Origin of the sequence: Bacillus sp. H1a (assembly GCF_000633475.1) — a bacterium.
GTDB lineage: Bacteria > Bacillota > Bacilli > Bacillales > Bacillaceae_G > Bacillus_A > Bacillus_A paramycoides.
In genome coordinates this window covers 32080-53329 of record NZ_AYMH01000043.1, presented here as the reverse complement: position 1 = coordinate 53329, position 21250 = coordinate 32080, and the positions used below count along the sequence as shown (strand labels likewise).

The 21250-nt window shown below is 36.1% G+C and carries 25 protein-coding genes; 22 read left to right on the top strand and 3 right to left on the bottom strand.

Going from position 1 to position 21250, the window contains the following annotated elements:
* The first annotated feature begins 27 nt into the window (after positions 1 to 27).
* Both csaA and U860_RS0120160 read left to right on the top strand, forming a co-directional pair.
* The gene (csaA, locus tag U860_RS0120165; RefSeq protein WP_025149930.1) at positions 28 to 357 is read left to right on the top strand and encodes a chaperone CsaA; all 330 of its coding nucleotides are present in this window, start codon (positions 28 to 30) and stop codon (positions 355 to 357) included.
* Positions 338 to 892: a DUF1572 domain-containing protein gene (locus U860_RS0120160; protein ID WP_029953045.1), complete on the top strand. Its 555-nt coding sequence runs from the start codon at positions 338 to 340 to the stop codon at positions 890 to 892. The genes csaA and U860_RS0120160 overlap by 20 nt, the downstream gene beginning before the upstream one ends.
* Here U860_RS0120160 and U860_RS36565 read toward each other — a convergent pair.
* Together U860_RS36565 and U860_RS0120150 are read right to left on the bottom strand one after the other, a co-directional pair.
* The gene (locus U860_RS36565) at positions 877 to 1182 is read right to left on the bottom strand and encodes a hypothetical protein (protein ID WP_029953044.1); all 306 of its coding nucleotides are present in this window, start codon (positions 1180 to 1182) and stop codon (positions 877 to 879) included. The genes U860_RS0120160 and U860_RS36565 overlap by 16 nt on opposite strands.
* Position 1183: 1 nt before the next feature.
* Positions 1184 to 1492 (bottom strand): hypothetical protein, encoded by a 309-nt coding sequence (locus U860_RS0120150; protein ID WP_025149929.1) that lies wholly within the window; start codon positions 1490 to 1492, stop codon positions 1184 to 1186.
* Positions 1493 to 1581: 89 nt separating this feature from the next.
* Between U860_RS0120150 and spoIIP the strand changes: the two genes are divergently transcribed.
* The 5 genes from spoIIP to U860_RS0120125 all read left to right on the top strand — a co-directional run bounded on the left by spoIIP (position 1582) and on the right by U860_RS0120125 (position 6330).
* Positions 1582 to 2736 carry a stage II sporulation protein SpoIIP gene (gene spoIIP, locus U860_RS0120145; RefSeq protein ID WP_025149928.1) on the top strand — a complete coding sequence of 385 codons (1155 nt, stop codon included), beginning with the start codon at positions 1582 to 1584 and terminating at the stop codon, positions 2734 to 2736.
* A gap of 212 nt (positions 2737 to 2948) precedes the next feature.
* On the top strand, positions 2949 to 3446 hold the full coding sequence (locus tag U860_RS0120140; protein ID WP_025149927.1) for a GNAT family N-acetyltransferase: 498 nt from the start codon (positions 2949 to 2951) through the stop codon (positions 3444 to 3446).
* Between the two features lie 11 nt (positions 3447 to 3457).
* Complete coding sequence (locus tag U860_RS0120135; RefSeq protein WP_025149926.1) at positions 3458 to 4198, top strand: M15 family metallopeptidase; 741 nt, start codon at positions 3458 to 3460, stop codon at positions 4196 to 4198.
* 23 nt (positions 4199 to 4221) lie between these two features.
* Positions 4222 to 4668: an NUDIX domain-containing protein gene (locus tag U860_RS0120130; RefSeq protein WP_025149925.1), complete on the top strand. Its 447-nt coding sequence runs from the start codon at positions 4222 to 4224 to the stop codon at positions 4666 to 4668.
* Positions 4669 to 4854: 186 nt separating this feature from the next.
* Positions 4855 to 6330 (top strand): amidase family protein, encoded by a 1476-nt coding sequence (locus U860_RS0120125; protein WP_025149924.1) that lies wholly within the window; start codon positions 4855 to 4857, stop codon positions 6328 to 6330.
* 208 nt (positions 6331 to 6538) lie between these two features.
* Here U860_RS0120125 and U860_RS0120120 read toward each other — a convergent pair whose 3' ends face one another.
* Positions 6539 to 7756: an MFS transporter gene (locus tag U860_RS0120120; RefSeq protein WP_025149923.1), complete on the bottom strand. Its 1218-nt coding sequence runs from the start codon at positions 7754 to 7756 to the stop codon at positions 6539 to 6541.
* 276 nt (positions 7757 to 8032) lie between these two features.
* Between U860_RS0120120 and U860_RS0120115 the strand changes: the two genes are divergently transcribed.
* The 15 genes from U860_RS0120115 to U860_RS0120045 all read left to right on the top strand — a co-directional run bounded on the left by U860_RS0120115 (position 8033) and on the right by U860_RS0120045 (position 21151).
* Positions 8033 to 8461, top strand: coding sequence for an NfeD family protein (locus U860_RS0120115; RefSeq protein WP_025149922.1), 429 nt, complete (start codon positions 8033 to 8035; stop codon positions 8459 to 8461).
* A gap of 2 nt (positions 8462 to 8463) precedes the next feature.
* Entirely contained in the window at positions 8464 to 9432 is a 969-nt protein-coding gene (locus U860_RS0120110; protein ID WP_025149921.1) for an SPFH domain-containing protein, read from the top strand.
* Positions 9433 to 9523: 91 nt separating this feature from the next.
* Positions 9524 to 10657 (top strand): stage II sporulation protein P, encoded by a 1134-nt coding sequence (locus U860_RS0120105; RefSeq protein WP_327915435.1) that lies wholly within the window; start codon positions 9524 to 9526, stop codon positions 10655 to 10657.
* Between the two features lie 173 nt (positions 10658 to 10830).
* Entirely contained in the window at positions 10831 to 12303 is a 1473-nt protein-coding gene (locus tag U860_RS0120100; RefSeq protein ID WP_025149919.1) for a 4-hydroxyphenylacetate 3-hydroxylase N-terminal domain-containing protein, read from the top strand.
* 148 nt (positions 12304 to 12451) lie between these two features.
* Positions 12452 to 13198, top strand: coding sequence for an IclR family transcriptional regulator (locus U860_RS0120095; RefSeq protein ID WP_002171558.1), 747 nt, complete (start codon positions 12452 to 12454; stop codon positions 13196 to 13198).
* A 14-nt stretch (positions 13199 to 13212) separates the two neighbouring features.
* Entirely contained in the window at positions 13213 to 13761 is a 549-nt protein-coding gene (locus tag U860_RS0120090; protein ID WP_025149918.1) for an FAD synthetase family protein, read from the top strand.
* Positions 13762 to 13789: 28 nt separating this feature from the next.
* A complete protein-coding gene (gene nbaC / locus U860_RS0120085) occupies positions 13790 to 14329 on the top strand; it encodes a 3-hydroxyanthranilate 3,4-dioxygenase (RefSeq protein ID WP_025149917.1) in 540 nt (179 codons plus the stop codon).
* Positions 14314 to 15351 carry an amidohydrolase family protein gene (locus U860_RS0120080; protein ID WP_029953043.1) on the top strand — a complete coding sequence of 346 codons (1038 nt, stop codon included), beginning with the start codon at positions 14314 to 14316 and terminating at the stop codon, positions 15349 to 15351. Before nbaC ends, U860_RS0120080 begins: the two co-directional genes overlap by 16 nt.
* The gene (locus tag U860_RS0120075; protein ID WP_002171562.1) at positions 15329 to 15787 is read left to right on the top strand and encodes a RidA family protein; all 459 of its coding nucleotides are present in this window, start codon (positions 15329 to 15331) and stop codon (positions 15785 to 15787) included. The genes U860_RS0120080 and U860_RS0120075 overlap by 23 nt, the downstream gene beginning before the upstream one ends.
* 12 nt (positions 15788 to 15799) lie before the next feature.
* The gene (locus U860_RS0120070; RefSeq protein ID WP_025149915.1) at positions 15800 to 17269 is read left to right on the top strand and encodes an aldehyde dehydrogenase; all 1470 of its coding nucleotides are present in this window, start codon (positions 15800 to 15802) and stop codon (positions 17267 to 17269) included.
* A 153-nt stretch (positions 17270 to 17422) separates the two neighbouring features.
* The gene (locus U860_RS0120065; protein WP_025149914.1) at positions 17423 to 18202 is read left to right on the top strand and encodes a fumarylacetoacetate hydrolase family protein; all 780 of its coding nucleotides are present in this window, start codon (positions 17423 to 17425) and stop codon (positions 18200 to 18202) included.
* Positions 18203 to 18231: 29 nt separating this feature from the next.
* Complete coding sequence (locus U860_RS0120060; RefSeq protein WP_025149913.1) at positions 18232 to 19131, top strand: acetaldehyde dehydrogenase (acetylating); 900 nt, start codon at positions 18232 to 18234, stop codon at positions 19129 to 19131.
* Positions 19118 to 20143: a 4-hydroxy-2-oxovalerate aldolase gene (dmpG, locus tag U860_RS0120055; RefSeq protein WP_025149912.1), complete on the top strand. Its 1026-nt coding sequence runs from the start codon at positions 19118 to 19120 to the stop codon at positions 20141 to 20143. The genes U860_RS0120060 and dmpG overlap by 14 nt, the downstream gene beginning before the upstream one ends.
* A 3-nt stretch (positions 20144 to 20146) precedes the next feature.
* On the top strand, positions 20147 to 20935 hold the full coding sequence (locus tag U860_RS0120050; RefSeq protein ID WP_025149911.1) for a fumarylacetoacetate hydrolase family protein: 789 nt from the start codon (positions 20147 to 20149) through the stop codon (positions 20933 to 20935).
* Entirely contained in the window at positions 20936 to 21151 is a 216-nt protein-coding gene (locus U860_RS0120045; RefSeq protein ID WP_265621536.1) for a 4-oxalocrotonate tautomerase, read from the top strand.
* The last annotated feature ends 99 nt before the right edge of the window (positions 21152 to 21250 follow it).

Below are 21250 nucleotides of genomic sequence, written 5' to 3'. Positions count from 1 at the left end.
TAAGTAATAATTGGGAGGAATGATAAAATGGCTAATTTTGAAGATTTTTTAACTTTGGATATACGGGTTGGGACGGTGAGGGTGGCTGAAGAATTCAAAGAGGCGAGGGTTCCTGCAATTAAGCTAGAAATTGATTTTGGCGAGCTAGGGATTAAGCAATCAAGCGCTCAAATTACTAAGAGATATAATCCAGAAGAGTTAATTGGTCAGCAAGTTGTTGCTGTTGTGAATTTCCCGCCAAAGCGTGTGGCAGGATTTAAATCCGAAGTGCTTGTACTGGGTGGTGTTCCTGAAGCTGGCGATGTTGTTTTACTTCAGCCAAATATGGAACTACCGAATGGAACGAAAATTAGTTAGTGTGAAGGTAGGGGTTAATTTGGATATTGGACGAGAATATTTACAATGTGCAATTTCGAATTTCAAAGCAACAAAGAAGCAAGGAGAACGGGCACTTTCTCAATTATCATATGAACAAATCATGTGGTCTTCTCATGAGGAGACGAATAGTATTGCCATTATTATTAAGCATCTACATGGTAATATGCGTTCAAGATGGACGGATTTGTTAACGTCGGATGGTGAAAAAACCGATCGTAATCGAGATGGTGAATTTGAGGGCGGCTACAATTCAAAACAAGAAGCTCTTGCTGCGTGGGAGGAAGGATGGGAATATGTTTTTAAAGCGATGGATAATGTAACACCGGATCAGATTTTGCAGAGAGTATACATTCGTGGAGAAGAACATACTGTCATGCAAGCGATTGAAAGGCAAATTTCACATTATGCTTTACATATTGGGCAAATCATTTACATTGGTAAAATGTTAAAAGAAACCGATTGGGCGTGTTTAAGTATTCCTAGGGGGCAGTCTACCAGTTATTTAGAGAAATAACGCTCTACGTAATAATAAGAAAGAAGCCGATATAATGTAGGAATCAAAAAAATAAGCCAAATTATAGATGGCTCTGTGAACATTAGGATACTGCCAGCGATAAGTCCATATATAATAAGAAAGAAACTAAAGAGTGTATTAATAGGGATAAAGCGAGAGGTAAATAGTTTCTGCTGCTTAAAACAAATGTTGTGAAACAAATAAAAGTGGAAGTACCATGTAGTAGTAATAAGATCTTGCTTTCTCGCTATTCTTTTTTTGCATGTATGACAGATGAACGGTGGCTGCATTTTATCTCTCTCCATTTTCTATATTCAGTATTGTCGTAATAATTTGTGACAATATTAGGGACAAAGTGTATATTCCTACATATGCTCCGGAAATAAGGAATAATGGATTTAGTAAAATACCATGAATGCTCGTCATGAAAACAAGATGTTGTATTAAAACATCATATATATTAATAGAAATAATTGTCCCGAGTACATACAATGCTATGTACGCAAAAATATGAAGTGCAATACGAATTTTACGGTGTATAGCAAGTAAATAAAAAATAAATGATAGAACGATTGGTGATATTCCCATTAATAGCTTCAATTCATTTCACCTCATTAACAATATAGCCGAAATTTAAGCGGTCTATTCTCTAGAGCTTGTACATAACTTGAAATAGAGAGGGTGATAGTATGAATCGAGGCTTTTTTTATGTGAAATTAACGAGTGTACGCAAGTTAATTTTATTTATTATTACTACGGTATTAGCGACTTTTTTTCTTATTAGTATGATGGTAACTTCTATGAAAGAGACGAAGTCAACGTATTTATATAATTGGTTAAATGAGTTATCAATGAATGGCTACATGTATGTTCTAGGAAAAGAGAATCATTACTTTACACAAGAGTACCGAAATTTGAATCAAGACTTTTCTATTTCTTCATTCCTCTTTTCAATGGCTACGAATATACGTTTCGATGATGTACGTAGTTTTGTTGGAAAGGAACTTCCAGGGTTCGGAAAGTACGATACGGAAATTGTAATAGCAGGCGAAGGAACAAATTACTCCAACTTACCGATAGAGTCGAGTGTTCCTCTTGAAGAAGTAGTAAAGGAACGGACTGGAGAAAATGGACAAGTTCCTAAGCCTGATCCGAATAAAGAGAAGAAACAGCCAGCTCAAACAACCGGGAAAAGGCAAGTTGCATTTATTTATCATACACATAGTTGGGAATCTTATTTGCCGTTACTTAACTTAACGAATGACCCAGATCCGAATAAAGCAACGAGCTCTGTAACGAATATTTCAATAGTCGGTGATCGTTTTCGGGAACAACTGGAAAGTGAAGGTATAGGGGCTACTAACGATAAGACTGATGTCGGCCAAAAGTTAATAAGTAAAGGATTAAACAGTAATAGTTCTTACAAAATGTCCCGAGAAATTGTACAACAAGCTATGACTGGAAATAAAGAACTTCAATACTTTTTTGATTTGCACCGTGATAGTGCCCGGAAAAATGTCACGACAAAAACAATTGGAGATAAATCATATGCGAAGCTCGCTTTTGTAATTGGGAAAGGTAACAAAAACTATGAAAAGAACTTACAATTAGCAACAGCATTACATGAGGCGATTAGTAAGAAATATCCGGGAGTGAGCCGAGGGGTTATTCAAAAAGGCTTTCAAACAGGGAACGGAGTCTATAATCAAGACTTATCAGGACAGGCGATTTTAATTGAAGTTGGTGGCGTAGATAATACAGATGAAGAATTGAATAGATCAATTGATGCTCTTGCTAAAGCATTTGGAGAATATTTTTGGCAAGCTGAAAAAGTGAATGGATAAACGTAAGTGAGAAGCTTACGTTTTTTCTTTTTGAGCATAAATTATGGTAGTTAAAAAGATGTGTCACATTATAGACATAATTTCCTATCATTATAGCAATATCGAAATTTGTCTATTTATAGTAAGGGATTTAAAAAGGAATTTTCGGAATAGTGGAGAAAATCTTTTTACAAGGAAAATTTTTAACTAACAGAATGAATAGGGTGATCAAGGTGATTCGGGAGATTAGAGTAGAAGATGCAGCATCATTTTTACAATTAAGTAAGCAATTAGACGAAGAAACGAAATTTATGTTATACGAACCAGGAGAACGAAAAACTACAGTAGAGCAACAAGAGCAAATGATTCATCGATTTATAGAAAATGAAAATGCAAACATATTTGTAGCAGTTGAAGAAGGTAGAATAGTAGGGTTTATTTTAGTAAACGGAAATAATATTCAAAGAAAGAGACATGTTGCGACAATTGTCATAGGTATTTTGCAAGAATATAGTGGCCGAGGTATTGGAACAAGTTTGTTTAAAGAAGTAGAGAAGTGGGCAAGATTACATGATGTATGGCGTTTAGAATTAACGGTAATGGCCCACAATACAAGAGCTCAGGCACTATATAGTAAAATTGGATTTGAACAAGAAGGTGTCAAAAAATCTGCTCTTATCATCGATGGAAATGGTGTCGATGAGTATGAAATGGCCAAATTATTAAAATAAGAGGTCGTTATATGAAAAAAAGATGGACATTACTTGGTATCGTAGCAGTGATACTGATTGTTGGAGTAGCAGGGATAAATTATAAAATGTATAAGGATCAAGAGGCGCGGGAAGTAAATGTAAACAATATATTTCCGAAAGCAAAAGAAACGATTGCTAATATGGATGGGGATATCGCAGTCATTAATAATCCAAATTCGATGCTTGTACTTGTAAATAAAAGTAGGCGTTTACCAGATGGGTATAAGCCACCAGATTTAGTTATTCCAAAAGTACGTTACTCTAGTGAAGGTGATCAAGAGAAGAAAAAAATGAGGAAAGAGGCAGCGATGGCGCTGGAGCAAATGTTCCAGCAAGCCGATAAGGAGCGTATTTTCCTTTTTGCAGTCTCTGGATTTAGATCTTTTGATCGACAAAAAGCATTAAATACGATGTATAAAAAACAAGATGGTGAAGCAAAAACAGCGATGTCCAGTGCAGTTCCTGGTACGAGTGAACATCAAACGGGGTTAGCAATGGATATTACATCTCAATCTGCAAAATTTCAATTAGAAACAGTTTTTGGGGAGACGAAAGAAGGAAAATGGCTTTCTGAAAATGCACATAAGTTTGGTTTCGTTATTCGGTATACGAAAGAGAAAGAAGGGATTACCGGTTATCGATATGAACCGTGGCACGTACGATATGTGGGGAATCCGCAAGCTACATATTTATATGAAAACCAACTTACGCTTGAAGAAGTAACGAAGTAAATAATTGGGGGGAGAGGGCTAAGATGACGATGTTATATAAGAAAAAGGTACATGCATATGTTACAAGAGAAAAAGAAGGGAATATGCAATTACTCGTTTTTAAACATCGTGATATACCTGAAGCTGGTATCCAAGTACCAGGTGGGACAGTTGATGAAGGAGAAACGTTAACAGCAGCGATTTTACGTGAAGTACAAGAAGAATCGGGACTATGTCATTTATACATTGAGCGATTCCTTGCTGATTATATTATTTATGTGAAAGAAAAAAAGGAATATCAAAAACGTCATTTTTTCCATGTTTCATTAGTAACAGATGTGAAAGATACGTGGGAACATATAGTAAGTGATGGTGAAGAAGATAAAGGTTTAGCATTTTGTTATGAATGGGTTGATATTGTAAAATGTCCTGAATTAGCAGGTAAACAAGGAGAGTTTTTACATTTACTAGATGAGATATATGTAAAGTAATAACAGAGTCTGAAGCGGAAGTCGATTCGTTTCAGACTCTTTTTATTTTTCGGGAAATTAAAGGTTTTTAAATAGGTGAGTTGAATTTCTTTTAAGGGATAGTAGTTGTTTATACGAGGAGCGAAGAAAATGAAAAATTAATAGATACAATTCATAAAGAAAAGGGCTTATAAAAGGAGAATGAAAATGGAAATTCAGTTTAATACATTATTGCAAAAAGAATTAACAATTCATGATATACAAACTGCAATGGAAGAAGGAAAATTAACGTCGAAAGAATTAGTCATGTATTATCTTTATAGGATCGCAAAGTATGACCAAGATGGTCCGAAAATCAATTCTATTTTAGAAATAAATCCAGATGCTATCTTTATTGCAGAAGCGTTAGATCATGAAAGAAAGACAAAAGGTGTGAGAGGTCCATTACATGGTATACCAGTTTTACTGAAGGACAATATTGAAACGAATGATTCTATGCATACAAGTGCAGGGACAATTGCTCTTGAGCATAATATTAGTAGTCAAGACGCATTTCTTGTTACAAAACTGCGAGAAGCAGGTGCAATTATAATAGGGAAAGCAAATATGACAGAGTTGGCAAACGGAATGTCTTTTGAAATGTGGGCTGGATATAGCGCTAGGGGAGGTCAAACAATAAACCCTTACGGAACAGGAAAAGATGATATGTTTGTTGGAGGATCGAGTACAGGGTCTGCTGTGGCAGTGGCGGCTAACTTAACAGTATTATCTGTTGGAACAGAAACGGATGCCTCTATTTTGAGTCCGGCTGTTCAAAACTCTGTAGTAGGTATTAAACCGACTGTTGGTCTAATTAGTCGTAGAGGCATTATTCCGTTCACTTATTCGCAAGATACAGCGGGACCATTTGCTAGAACGGTAACAGATGCTGCAATTTTATTAGGGAGCTTAACGGGAGTAGATGAGATGGATGCATCTACTCAAAAAAGCGAAGGAAGGGCACAGCAGGATTATACGAAATATCTTAATATTAATGGCTTGCATGGAGCTAAAATTGGGGTGTTTGACAAAGCACCAGAAGATTATTATGAATCTGGCGAGTACGATGAACAATTGTTTAAAGAAACAATTCAAGTGTTACGTAGTGAAGGAGCGACAGTAATAGAAGATATCGATATTCCATCCTTTCATAGGGAATGGAGTTGGGGAGTACCGCTTTACGAACTGAAGCATAGCTTAGATAACTATCTTTCTAAATTACCTTCTACTATTCCAGTACATTCTATTTCGGAGTTAATGGAGTTTAATAAAAACATAACAGAAAGAGCTTTGAAATATGGACAAACAAAGCTAGAAAGAAGAAAAGATTTCCTTAATACGTTAAGAAATCCTGAATATTTAAAGGCAAGATTAGAAGATATATACTTTTCACAAGAACAAGGAATTGATTTTGCATTAAAAAAATACAATCTTGATGCGATACTGTTTCCTTCCTATATAGGATCAACTATATGTGCAAAGGCTGGTTATCCTTCTATAGCAATGCCGGCTGGATATATGAAAAGCGGGAGGCCTTTTGGTATTACACTTGCCAGTACTGCTTTTAGTGAAGGAACATTAATTAAACTAGCATACGCTTTTGAACAGGCGGCAAAGCATAGAAAGATTCCCAATTTATCGTAAATGGAAAAAAGAGAAGGCTGCTCAAATTGATGTTTTGGAGACAGCCTTCTCTTTTTATTATCTTAAAGTGTTGTCGATTTTTATTGATGAATAGAAATCCCTTGTCGAATCGTTGATATATTGTAAGTTGTGATAGATATATTCGAAACATCGTTGGATTATGTAATTGGGAGTCTTATATAAGAAATAAATCATTAGATACAATATGTTAAATAGAAAACTCTTTCTTTTGCGATCTCTGATGTTTTAATAAACGAAAAGACAAACAAGCTGAACATAAAATAAGAAAAGAAGCAATGATATAAATAGTACGAACACCGAAAGTGTCAGTAATTATGCCGACACTTAGCATAGAAACACCAGAAGCGGTTGAAAGAAGAGCACCGTGAGCTGTGTACATCTTTGATAATAAAGAAGGAGCGACGCTTGATTGTAAAACTGTCGTTTGAGAAATATCTCTAATTTGATAACATGGTCCCATTAGAACGCAAAGGAATAGGGCAATAATTCCGCTGCTCGTAACACCGTATAAAAATGTAAGAATACTAAACAAAAGAGATCCTATCGCCATAGAGCGTATTAAATTATTTTGAATATATGTACTCATTTTCCATGCTAATATTCCGCCAATTAACGTTCCGACATAATAACTTGTATTAATATATCCCCACCATTCTTCGCCTTTATGTAAAGCGGTAGTTACATATGCCATCGTAATGGCACCAATCCATATCGTCCCTGCGAAAGTTTCAATTAAATCCATAAATGTAACGGTGCGTAGAGACGGGTGCTGAAATAATAGTTTCCAGCCCTCTAATAAAGTAATAGTTTTTGAAGAGGAGGGTTCTGCTACTCGTTCAGCTTGTATAGATTGTAATGAAAGGTGTAATGTAATACATCCGAAAATCATCAATATGTTATTAATCATGAGTGTCGAAGTAACACCAATGAGAAGAACAATTATACTTGTAAATGAGTAAGCAGCTGCTTGCACAATTTGTGTTGAAAAGGAAAAGATGCTATTTACTTTTACTAACTTTTCTTTTGGCGTTAGGTGCGGAAGAATGCTGTATAATAATGGAGCGCTCCAGCCGCTACATAATGAAATGAAGATGATGAAAGTTAAAAGAGAAATGATGTTTGTGGATAGCATAGGAAATAATATCATTAATAATAGTAAAAGAACTGTTTTAATCCATTGTAGAGTATATAGCAATGCATAAGATGGAAAACGATTCATTATAAGTGGTGCAGATGTGTTCGCGATAAGGTTTGTGATTACTTGTAATAATGGAAAAAGAGCAGTAATTGTAGCTGATTTAGTTGTGATATAGATGTGAGTCGTAATAATCATTAAGTATACAATGTCAGCGAGGGTAATACACATTTTGGAGCCTAAATAGTAAGCTAGTGAACGTTTTGGCAATAAGAATACCACCTTCCAAAAAAATAATGCTTTTTTAGTTAGAATAATTATAATCTGAAAATTACGTTTTTTGAAGAATTAAATATTTTGTCATTTTTTGAAAGGGATTTTCATGTATAATGAAGAATATATTGATATAGTATTTTATTAATACTTGTTGTAACAGCGAATATGTATAATAGCTTGTAGCAAACGCCCTCTGTGTGAGATAGGGCGGATAAACCATTCTTTTCTTCATATACATATAGAAATTGAGAAAGAAAGTGAGGGTTGCATATGGCTGGATGGGTGATTTGGTTTATAATAGCGGGTATTTTATTTATCGCAGAAATGTTGTCGATTACTTTTTACATGCTTTGGCTTGGAATTGGAGCTGTTGTCGGAGGTCTTATTGCCTTATTTGCTCCTGATGCACTATTTTTACAAGTTGTCGCTGGTGCGATTGTAAGTTTAACATTGACTTTCTTTACGAAAAGAATTTCAAAAAACTTTCGAGAAGCAAAAGGTTTTACTGATACAGTAGATAAACTTGTCGGTAAAAAGGGAATTGTTATGCAAGCGATTACAAGTGAAGTGAACGGTATTGTGAAAGTGGATGGAGATACTTGGACAGCTATTTCGGATGCTCCTATTGATGCCGGAGAAAAAGTCGTTGTTATAAAGAGGCATAGTACTATTTTACAAGTAAAAAGGGAGAGTGAATAAATATGGTAGCATTAACGTTAACGATTATTTTCGCACTAATTGTAGTTACATTTGTTGCATTAACAATTAAAATTATTCCTCAGCAAAAAGTAGGGGTCGTTGAAAGATTTGGTAAGTTTCAGCGTATTATGCAGCCAGGATTAAATTTATTAATACCGATTGTAGATCGAGTTCGCGTATATCACGACTTACGTATTCAACAAACGAATGTACCGCCACAAAAGGTAATTACGAAAGATAATGTACAAGTAGAAATTGATACAATTATTTTCTATCAAATTGTTGAACCAGAACTTGCGACATACGGTATTTCCAATTATGAATATGGTGTTCGTAACATTACTTCTGCAACGATGCGTCAAATTATTGGTAAAATGGAACTTGATGAAACATTATCTGGTCGTGAAAAAATTTCAACAGAAATTCGCTTAGCGCTTGACGAAGCGACAGAAAAATGGGGCGTTCGTATTGAGCGTGTTGAAGTAGTAGATATTAACCCACCAAAAGATGTGCAAGCATCAATGGAAAAACAAATGAAAGCAGAACGTAATAAACGTGCGATCATTTTAGAAGCTGAAGCAGCAAAACAAGATAAGGTCCTTCGTGCTGAAGGGGAAAAACAAAGTAAAATTTTAATGGCTGAAGGGGATAAAGAAGCGCGCATTCGAGAAGCAGAAGGTATTAAAGAAGCAAAAGAATTAGAAGCGCAAGGGGAAGCAAGAGCGATTGAGGAAATCGCAAAAGCAGAACAAAATCGAATTGAGTTACTCCGTGCAGCAGATTTAGATGAGCGCGTACTTGCTTATAAATCATTTGAATCATTAGCAGAAGTTGCGAAAGGGCCAGCAAATAAAGTCTTTATTCCATCTAATGCAATTGAAACACTTGGTACTCTTGGTGCAATTGGTGAAATTTTTAAAGAAAAACAAGCGAAGAAGTTACCTTCGTCAGATGCAGAAAAAGAGAAATAAGCGTGAGAAAGAGAAATGGGATGCCATTTCTCTTTTTTATGCGTATATTACATAAAGCTTGTACATATTCATGTATAAAGAAGGTGATACATTGAAAAAGTATCCAACTCGTATACATGGAAAGAGATTAATATATTTATTGTTTACATATGCATTTGTAGTGATTGTAATCGCATCTATTGTAACTTCTCTTTTACATACAATGAAATCTTATTACGCGAATCAATGGTTCGGAAAAGTATCGATGCAAGGTTTTGTTCAAATGATAGAAAGTGAGAATCATTATTTCGGAACAGATTATTTTAAAATAAATAAACGGGAGTCAGTTGGAAGTTTATTATTCTCTATCGCGACGGATTTGAAAATTAAAGACTTAAGAACGTTTGTCGGGAAAGAAGTACCAGGTATGTCGAAGTATTATTCTAACATTATCGTAGCTGGTGAAGGGACGAACTATACGAATATACCTAATGAATCTAGTGTACCAATTGAAGAAGTAACGAAAGAGCGAGAAGTAGCAAAAGATAAAGTCACAGAAGCGGAAAAGAAAAATCCAGTACAGAAAAGAAATGGAACGAAACAGGGTGAAAGTGCAGTATACATTTATCATACGCATAGTTGGGAATCGTTCTTTCCATTATTACCAGGAGCTACCGACCCATCGAGCCCGGACGTAAATGTGTCCTTACTAGGGGAACGTTTGAAGGAGCAGCTTGAAGGGCAAGGAATACCAGTAATTCATGATAAAACGAATATGGGGGATTTATTAGCGAGTAAAAAGTGGAAATGGTATCAAGCGTATAAAGCGTCTCATGGATATGTAAAAGAAACATTGGCGCAAAATAATAAAATTGCGTTTCCAATTGATATACATCGTGATGATCAGCGGAAAAAGGTAACAACAAAAGTAATTAACGGGAAATCATATGCAAGATTATATTTTATAATTGGAATGGAAAATGGGAATCATACAGAGAATGAAAAAATTGCAAGGGCAATCAATAGTTATTTAGATGAAAATTATTACGGGTTAAGTAGAGGGATTTTTCCGAAGTATAAAAAGGACGGGGATGGAGTGTATAATCAAGATTTATCTAAAAATGCGATGCTAATCGAAGTTGGTGGTGTAGATAATACTTTAGATGAACTATATAATACCATTGATGTGTTAACGGAAGCGTTTAGTAAGTATTATTGGAATAATGCGGAGAAAGTGAATGGGTGAGGAACGGGAGACCGTTCCTTTTTCGTATTGCTTAAAAAATTATTAAGATTTCATAATGTGAAATAAGGGAGAAATTGTACGAATTAAAATTGGTATAATAATTGAAAATTCGGTCATCTAATGAGATTTCTAAACTTTTTAGTATATTATTATGGGAAATTGGAGGGGAAAGAATGGCGATTAGAACAGGGGAACAGTATATTGAAGGATTGCGAAAAAGAAATCCTGAAATTTGGATGGGTGGAAGAAAAGTAACAGATGTAGTAAATGAAGATGTTTTTCGCGAACCTATTTTACAAATTGCTAACTTATATGATATGCAGCACAATCCAGAATATCAGGATAAGATTACTCATATATGCGAAGAGACAGGAGAAAGGGTCTCAAATGCATTTTTAGTACCCAAAAATTATGAGGACTTAAAAGCGCGTCGTGAATTATTTGAAATATGGGCAAAAGCTACCTTTGGTTTAATGGGAAGAACACCTGATTTTTTAAATGTAACAGTTACTTCAATGGCAAGTAATGCGTGGTTTTTTGAGAAGTTCAATCCAGAATGGGGAGCGAATATAAAGAACTATTATAAACATATACGAGATAATGATTTATTTTTAACACATGCGATTATTAATCCGCAAAATGATCGGAGCAAGGCTTCTCATCAACAAGAAGATGAAACAATGCATTTAGGTGTAGTAAGTGAAACAGAGGAAGGGATGTATGTTAGTGGTGCTAAAATGTTAGCGACACTTGCCCCGATTACAGATGAGGTAATTATATACTCCTATCCAAGTTTTAAACCAGGTGATGAACGTCATGCAATTTCTTTTGCCGTTCCAATTGATGCACCGGGACTAAGGATTCTTTGTCGTGAGCCAATGCAAGATGGAAAACGTTCTCTATTTGATCATCCACTTGCATCAAGGTTTGAGGAAATGGATGCATTACTAGTATTTCATAATGTGTTTATCCCATGGGATAAAGTATTTATTTATCAAAGTGTAGAAGCTGGGAATCAATTGTACCCTAAAACGGGAATTGGTCATCAACCAGCGCATCAATCTGGAGTAAGAGGGTTAGTTAAGCTATCTTTCGCCGCTGAAGTAGCTATGAAATTAGCAGATTCGATAGGAGTAGACGGTTTTTTAAATGTACAAAACCAGTTAGCAGAGCTTATGCAAGATGTAGAAACGATACGTGCTCTCTTGCAAGTAGCTGAATATGAATATGAAACGAATCCATATGGAGAAGTTGTTCCTGCGAGGTTGCCGCTTGATACGATACGTAGTTTATTACCTAAAATGTATCCGCGGGCTATTGAAATCATTCAAACCATTGGTGCTGGTGGGCTATTGATGTCACCGACAGGCGCTGATTTTATGAACCCTGAGATTCAAGATGATATGCATAAATATTATATCGGGCGTGAAGGAGTCTCTTCTGAGGAACGTGTTCGCTTGTTTAAATTAGCTTGGGATTTATGTGGTGAAGCTTTTGGACAACGATTATTACAATATGAGCGTTACTATTCTGGAGATCCGGTGCGTAAAATGGGAATGTTTTATAGTGCGTACAAAAAACAACAATCGCTTTCTCTAGTGAAGGAAGCTTTGCAATCGAGTTCATCCGAAGGCGCTTTAAGCTAAATAAAAATGTTTACGCTTACATTTTTATTTGGAAAAGGAAGGAGCAACAGATGATAACAAGAATTTTACTGTTAGGATGTAAATCTTCTTATATTATTAACAACACGTAAAATAGAGAACTGTAACTGAAATAGGGGAGGTAAATGATTTGATCGCTTCTATCAGTAAAATTTGTAAAATTCTAAATTGTTTTACGAGTGATGAACCTGTACTAGGAAATTCTGAAATAGCGGAAAAACTAAATATGAATGCTAGTACGGTTCATCACCTTGTTCGTACGTTGTGTGAAGAAGGAATGCTCATTCAAGATGAGCAAAGAAAATATAGATTAGGTTGGAAATTGTTAGAGTGGGGAAATCAAGTAATGTTTCAGCAAGAGATTTATAGTGGAGCAATTCCGCTTGTAGAAGAGCTTGTAAGGAATTTTAATGGAACTGTGCATATTGGCATGTTTGATCGTGGTGATGTTGTATTTATTTTGAAAGTTTCATCAAAGGATTCCGTTCAAATTTCAACACATGTTGGATCAAGAGAGCCTGCGTATTGTACAAGTACAGGGAAAGTGTTGCTTTCATTTAATTCATCTCCCTTAGAATTTACTTCAGAAAAAAGGCTTTTACCACGAGCACCCAATACAATTACTTGCGTGAAACAATTCCAGACAGAGTTACAGACGATTCGTAAGCAAGGTTATTCAATTAGTGATAATGAAAATGAGCATGGATTGTATGGAATTGCAGCTCCCATTCGATCTTACACTGGGAGAACAATTGCAGCGCTTAATATTGTTGGACCTATATCGTATATGCAGGGAAGTAATCGTGAAATCATAATTCAAAGTGTGATGAATACGGCGAATTTAATTTCGAAGGAATTTGGATTTTTGGAAATTTAATTCCAAAAAGAGAGGTGAGACTCATTTATATACATGATAACTGTATACCGGTATTAAAGAGATCAATTGTCTCAATTGGTGCTTTTGATGGCGTACATAAAGGTCATCAAGTTGTTATTAAAAACGCGATTCATAGAGCGAAAGAATTAAAGATTACAAATGTTGTGTATACATTTGATCCACCACCACGTTCTTATTTTCAAGGCGCTCGAATATTAACGCCAATTGATGAGAAGGTGAAACGTCTTCAGAATCTTGGTGTTGAACATATAGTTGCAATTCGTTTTGATGAGTCTTATGTAACAAAAAGGGCGAGTTATTTTGTTAAAGAGCTACAAAGGTTATGTCCTGTAGAAATTTATATTGGCCAAGATTTTAGATTTGGAAAAAATCGAGAGGGTGATATAGAGCTTCTACGAGAACACTTCAATATTTCTATAGTTGAAGATGTGTGTTGTGAAGAAGGTGAGCGGATATCTTCAACAAGAATTAGAAATTATGTATGTCAAGGAGAGTTGCAAAAGTCTAGCTCTTTACTCGGATGGTCTTTCAAAACGATATAAATAGAAGGAATAATGAGGAGGAAGAAATATGTCAAAAACATTACAATCTTTTAATTTACTAAAATGGATTGATGAGAATAAAGATTTGTTGAAGCCGCCGGTAAATAATAAAGTTATTTGGCAGGACTCGGAATTTATCGCCATGATATTAGGTGGTCCAAATAGAAGACGTGATTTCCATGTAGATCCCTCAGATGAGTTTTTTTATCAAATTAAAGGTGACTGTTATGTGGAATGTATTACAGAGGAAGGTAAGCGTGAAGTCGTTACAGTAAAAGAAGGCGATGTATTTATGCTACCAGCTATGGTACCTCATTCACCACATCGCATTGCTAACACATATGGGCTAGTAATTGAAAGAAAACGTAACCAAGGAGAACTCGAGGATTTCGTTTGGTTCTGTGACGAGTGTAATCATGAAATGCATCGTGTACGTGTTCAATTAAATGATATTGAAAAACAAGTAAAAGAAGCGATTCATAGTTTTAATTCAAATAAAGAAATTCGTGCATGTAAAAACTGTGGTTACATTATGCCGGAAGAAGTGGAGGAATGGAAGTGCGAATAGATTTTCATACACATATTATTCCTGAAACTTTTCCGGATTTTGAAGAGAAGTTTGGTGGCGGTCGTTGGCCAATATTAAATCGGACTTGTACATGTGGTGCAAGTATTATGGTTGGAGGCAAAAATTTTCGTGACGTGACAGATCAAGTATGGTGTCCTGAGAAAAGGATTGAAGATATGAACCGTGAAGGTGTCGATATTCAAGTTTTATCACCAATCCCTGTCACATTTTCGTATTGGGCAAAACCAGAGGAAGCTGAAAGTATGGCACGTATTCAAAATGATTTTATTGCAGAAACAGTTTTAGCATATCCAGATCGTTTTGTCGGATTAGGAACGGTTCCGATGCAAGATGGGGAAACTGCGGTTCGTGAAATGGAGCGGTGTATTACGGAATTAAATTTACATGGTATTGAAATTGGTACAAACGTAAATGGGAAAAATTTAGATGATCCATCATTTATTGAATTCTTTCGAATGGCCGAAAAGTGGCAAGTTCCAATTTTTATTCATCCATGGGAAACATTAGGGCGCGATAGAATGCCGCATCATAATTTTATGTATACAGTCGGGATGCCAAGTGAAACGGCTCTAGCGGCAGCTACACTTATATGGAGTGGGATAATGGAGAAGTTTCCACGGTTGAAGGTTTGTTTTGCGCATGGTGGAGGGTCTTTCCCATATATTTTGCCAAGATTAGATCAGGGGTGGAAAGTATGGCCACATTTGCGGTTGACTACACACCCTCCTAGTTATTATGCAAAGAAATTTTATTTTGATTCTTTAAATTACGATCCTATTAATTTGAAATATATGATTGAAAGATTTGGACATGAAAAAATTTTCATGGGTTCGGATTATCCATTTTTATTGCGAGAAATTGATCCAGGAAAAGTGATTGACGAGACATCCAGTTTATCTGAGGAACAAAAGGCAGCAATGCTTGGGGGAAATGCTGCGGAATTTTTAAATATTGATATAAAAAAACGAGGTGAAGCATATGCAGAGAGTACAAACACCTGAGAATAAATTAAGTGAGTTAGGTATCACACTACCAGCTATTCGTCCAGCAGTCGGAAATTATGTTAGTTGTGTAAAAGTGGGTAATTTATTGTTTACTGCTGGACAAGGTGTAGATGAGTATCATGGGAAATTAGGAAAGGATATACCAATTGATGAGGGATATAAAGCAGCAAGACAATCAATGTTGAATTTGTTAAGTGTTGTGAGAAACGAACTTGGTGATTTAAATAAGGTAAAACGAGTTGTAAAGATGCTTGGTTTTGTAAATTGTACAGAAGATTTTATCGATCAGCCAAAGGTAATGAATGGAGCATCGGATTTATTAGTTGATATTTTTGGGGAAAAGGGAAAACACGCCCGCTCTGCTGTCGGAATGGCTCAATTACCTAATAACACAACAATTGAAATTGAGATGGTTTTAGAAATTGAGGAATAGGAGGTAAGGAAGGTGAACAAAGAATTATTAGCTGAAAAACTGAAAGTAAAAGATGCGAAGTTGTTTATTGATGGACAATATGTGGATTCTATATCCGGCGAAACGTTTGATACGTTCAATCCAGCGACGAATAGAAAGCTTGCTTCTATAGCAAAGGCAAATGAAGAGGACACAAAAAGAGCAATTGATGTGGCAGAACGAACATTTAAAAGTGGTATTTGGAGTAAAATGCCTGTGGAAGAACGATCGAATATTTTATGCAAAATGTCGGATTTGATTATGGAAAGAGTGGATGAACTAGCGTATTTAGAAACTCTTGATGTTGGAAAACCAATTAAAGAAAGTAAAGGGTTCGATATACCACGCTCGGCTCATAATTTTCGCTTCTTTGCTGAAATGGCTAAATATATGGTGCATGAGCATTATGACAAACATAACTTTATGTCATATGCAAAGTATGCTCCAGCGGGAGTGACTAGTTTAATCATTCCTTGGAATTTGCCATTTATGCAAATGACGTGGAAAGCATCAGCTGCACTTGCTTCTGGTAATACTGTTGTTGTCAAACCAGCCTCGTATACCCCTTTAAGTGCAGTTATGCTCGGTGAAATTGCAAATGATGCAGGGCTACCTCCAGGTGTACTTAATATTATTACAGGTCCAGGAAATACTGTTGGGACAACAATGACAACACATCCGGCTGTAAGAAGAATTTCATTTGTTGGAGAAAGTAACACAGGAAAAACAATTATGCGTAATGCATCAGAAAACTTAATTCCTGTTTCATTAGAGTTAGGAGGTAAATCAGCAAATATCGTATTTGAAGATGCGGATTTAGATGAAGCAGTACAGGGATCCATTGAAGCTATTTATCGGAACCAAGGAGAAATTTGTTTAGCTGGTTCAAGATTACTTGTGCAAGAAAGTGTATATGAACAGTTTTTAGAGAAATTTGTAGCGGCTGTAAAAAGAATAAAAGTAGGAGATCCTCTTTCTGAAGTTACCGATATGGGAGCGCTTGTATCAAAATCTCATTTAGAAACAGTTGATCGTTACGTAGAAATAGGGATTTCGGAAGGCGCAAAATTAGCCTATGGTGGAAAAAGAGTTAAAAGTTTAGTAGAAGGGAATTTTTATGAACCTACTATTCTATATGATGTTGATAACAGTATGCGTGTAGCGCAAGAAGAGATATTTGGCCCAGTTCTAGTTGTTATCCCATTTAAAACGGAGGAGGATGCAATTCGCATTGCGAACGATTCTGTTTATGGACTAGCTGGAGTTGTTTGGACGAACGATCTTAGACGAGCACAACGAGTTGTTTCACAAATTGATTCAGGCTTACTATGGATTAATTGTTGGTATGTCCGAGATTTACGTACTCCATTTGGAGGTTCGAAGGCTAGCGGGATTGGTAGAGAAGGTGGACGTCATAGTTTTGAATTTTATACAGAAGCTAAGACAGTTACGATGAAATTATAAAGTCAATGCTGCATCAGTGGAGTTTTATCCGACTATTTGTGAACAGTAAAACTCCCACCTCAAAATTATGTGGAAACAAAGAAGCTAGGTGGGAGCTAATTAAAGTTTCGTTGATGTGCGATAAGTATAAAATTGAAAAATGGGGTGAGATGAGTGCAGTTATTAATTAAAGAATTAGCAGATGAACTAATACAAGCTGAAAATTCGTGTGTAGGGATTACTCCTTTTACAGAGAGGTATTCTAATTTATCAGTTTTGGATGCTTATAATATTCAACTTGAAGTTATAGAGAGGAAATTAGAGAGTGGGCGTAGCATAATTGGGAAGAAAATCGGTCTTACGAGTGTTGCAATGCAACAAATGCTTGGAGTAGATGAACCTGACTATGGACATTTACTAGATGATATGAAGATAGAAAATGGTAGTGAAATTTCAATAGACTCCTTTGTATCTCCAAAGATAGAAGCAGAAATAGGTTTTGTTTTAGCAGAAGACTTAAGCGGTCCTAACATTACATATGTTGATGTTCTAATGGCGACGAAATATGTCGTGCCTACACTTGAAATTATTGATAGTAGAATTGCCGATTGGAAGATTCAGCTTGCTGATACAGTGGCGGATAATGGGTCATCGGCAAAAGTTGTAGTTGGTGATACATTCTCTAGCATTGATAAAGTAGATTTACGTACAACAGGAATGACACTTTATAAGAATAATTGTTTAATTGCTACAGGAGCTGGCGCAGCAGCATTAGGGCATCCTGCGCAAGCCGTTGCTTGGTTAGCTAATAAACTTCATGAATTTAATATTGGATTAAAAGCAGGTGAGTTAATTTTACCAGGTGCGTTATCTGGTGCAGTCGCAGTGAATAGTAAAGATAGTATTCAAGCTGATTTCGGTTCACTAGGATCGGTTTCTGTTAAATTCAAATAGATTAAAGCGGTGAAAAAGGGGGGATAGATGTGGAAAAAGTAAAGGCAGCTATTATTGGATCAGGTAATATTGGTACGGATTTAATGTATAAGTTAAGAAAAAGTGAAGTCATAGAGCTGAATGCCATGATTGGAATAGATTCAGAATCGGATGGTTTAAAGCGAGCAAAAGAAGAGGGATATGTGGTTTTTGATAACGGGATACAAGCAATTATTGATAAGCCGAGTATAGCTGATATTGTATTTGATGCAACTTCAGCTAAAGCACATAATTATCATGCAAAAGTATTAGGAGAGCTTGGAAAAAAAGTAATCGACTTAACACCTGCTGCATGTGGACCGTTCGTTTGCCCTGCTTTACAAAATAATGATTTTGTAGATAAGCAAAACGTTAATATGATTACGTGCGGGGGGCAAGCAACGATTCCGATTGTGCATGCTATTAATGAGGTGGCAAATGTTACATATGCAGAGATAGTTGCTACAATTTCAAGTTTAAGTGCAGGTCCAGGTACAAGGGCGAATATTGATGAATTCACAATTACGACAAGGCGTGGAATTGAAGAAATTGGCGGGGCAGATCAGGGGAAAGCACTCATTATATTAAATCCTGCGGACCCTCCTATTTTAATGAGAGATACAGTATATTGTGAAGTTAAGTATATGGATAAGGTTGCTATCCGAGAGGCGATTCAAAAGATGGTGGAAGTAGTTAGGACGTATGTTCCAGGTTATGCGTTAAAACAAGAGCCAATGTTTGATGGGAATCGTGTGACTGTATTTTTAGAGATTGAAGGAGCTGGAGATTATTTTCCTCCTTATGCCGGTAATTTAGATATTATGACAGCAGCGGCATTAAAAGTTGGTGAAGAGTTTGCAACGCAGATCATTTCAGAAATGAAAAGAGGTGTAATGAATGAGGCGAAATAGTAAAATGCCAATTAAAATAACGGAAGTTTGTTTACGTGACGGAAGTCATGTAATGAAACATCAATTTACAGAAGAACAAGTTCGTTCTGTAACAAGGGCATTAGATGAAGCTGGTATGCATTATATCGAAGTGAGTCATGGAGATGGTTTAGGAGGCTCCACATTACAATATGGAAAGTCGCTAATTAATGAAATGAAGCTGATTGAAGCGGCGGTAGATGAGTGCAAGCAAGCTAAAGTAGCTGTTTTGTTAATTCCTGGTATTGGAACTATCCATGAACTAAAGCAAGCTGCAAATATTGGTGCGAAACTTGTTCGGGTAGCAACGCATGTAACAGAAGCGGATGTTTCAGCTCAGCATATTCAATTTGCACGTGAGTTAGGTATGGAAGTGTGCGGTTTTTTAATGATGGCACATTCTGCACCGGTTGAAAAGTTAGTAGAACAAGCAAAGCTGATGGAGGCCTATGGTGCAGAAGCGATTTATGTAACTGATTCAGCTGGTGCTTTATTGCCTCATGAAGTACGTGAACGTATTCGTGCATTACGTCAATCTTTAAATGTTGAAATTGGCTTCCATGGCCATAACAACCTTTCTGTTGCAGTAGCGAATACAGTGGCGGCAATTGAAGAAGGTGCGACACGTATTGATGGAAGTGTACGGTGTCTTGGAGCGGGGGCTGGAAATGCACAAACAGAAGTATTGCTCGCCGTTTTAGATCGTATGGGATATGAACTAGATATAGATCTGTATAAGATGATGGACTTAGCAGAGGACGTAGTCGCTCCGTTATTACCGGGACCGCAAGAAATTCAAAAAGGTAGTCTTGTAATGGGGTATGCTGGTGTATACTCTAGCTTTTTATTACATGCTGAAAGAGCGGCAAAGCGTTTTGGTGTAGACGCTCGTGATATTTTAATAGAACTTGGGAAAAGAAAAGTAGTTGGTGGACAAGAGGATATGATTTTAGATGTAGCGGCAGAATTAGCAAAGATAAAAACGGGGGTGTAAAAAGTGGCTTTAGTGAAAGGGGCAGATTTAGAAATTGTTGAATATTTACTCCAGGCTGAAAAGGAAAGGAAAGAAGTAGTGAAAGTAACGGATAAGCATCCTGATTTAACGGTGGATGATGCTTATAGATTGCAAAAATGTTTAATTGAACAAAAAGTGAAGGAAGGTTCTAAAAGAGTCGGTGTAAAACTTGGATTAACGAGTAAGGCAAAACAACAAATGATGGGGATTGATGAAGCGATTTACGGGTATTTGTTACATGATATGATAGCGTTCGAATGGGAGCCGTTGCGATATGAAACATTAATTCATCCAAAAGTAGAACCAGAGGTTGCATTTTTAATAGGAGAGGATTTACAAGGTACAAATGTTACAGCCGATGATGTATTAAAGGCAACAAAATATGTCGCTCCAGCTTTAGAGATTATTGATAGCAGGTATTTAAATTTTAAATTTACATTACCTGATGTAATAGCAGATAATTGTTCATCTTCAAAGTTTTTATTAGGAAGTAGATGGATTGATGCTAAAAAAATAGATTTAGCTAGTATAGGGATGGTTATGTCGAAAAACGGTAAGATTGCTACAACTGGAACAGGGGCAGCTGTACTGGGGCATCCAGCAGAGGCGATTGCTTGGGCGGTAAATAAACTTGGTTTACAAAATGAAGGATTTAAAAAAGGTGATATCGTATTAAGTGGAGCATTGTCAGAAGCGATTGCATTCAAAGCAGGAGATTCTATTATTGCACAGTTTGATGACTTAGGAAGTGTAGCAATGTTTTGTGAATAAATAGTAAAGAGAGAGAGAGAAATGCCAATTATACAAATTCAAATAATAGAAGGTAGAGGACGAGAGCAAATTCAAAATCTTATTTCAGATGTTACAGAGGCGGTTGCAAAGAATTTAGATGTAGATGCTGGGCGTGTACGTGTTTTAGTAAATGAAATCCCTAGTTCACATTGGGGAGTAGGAGGAAAGTCGAAAGCTAGTTTAGAAAAAAGTTAGTTGGTAATAAAAGCAATTTTCATTCTTTTAGGAATGGGGATTGCTTTTATTATTTTGAAAAATCTTAATAATGTGTTAAAATTTAACCTTGTTTAAAAG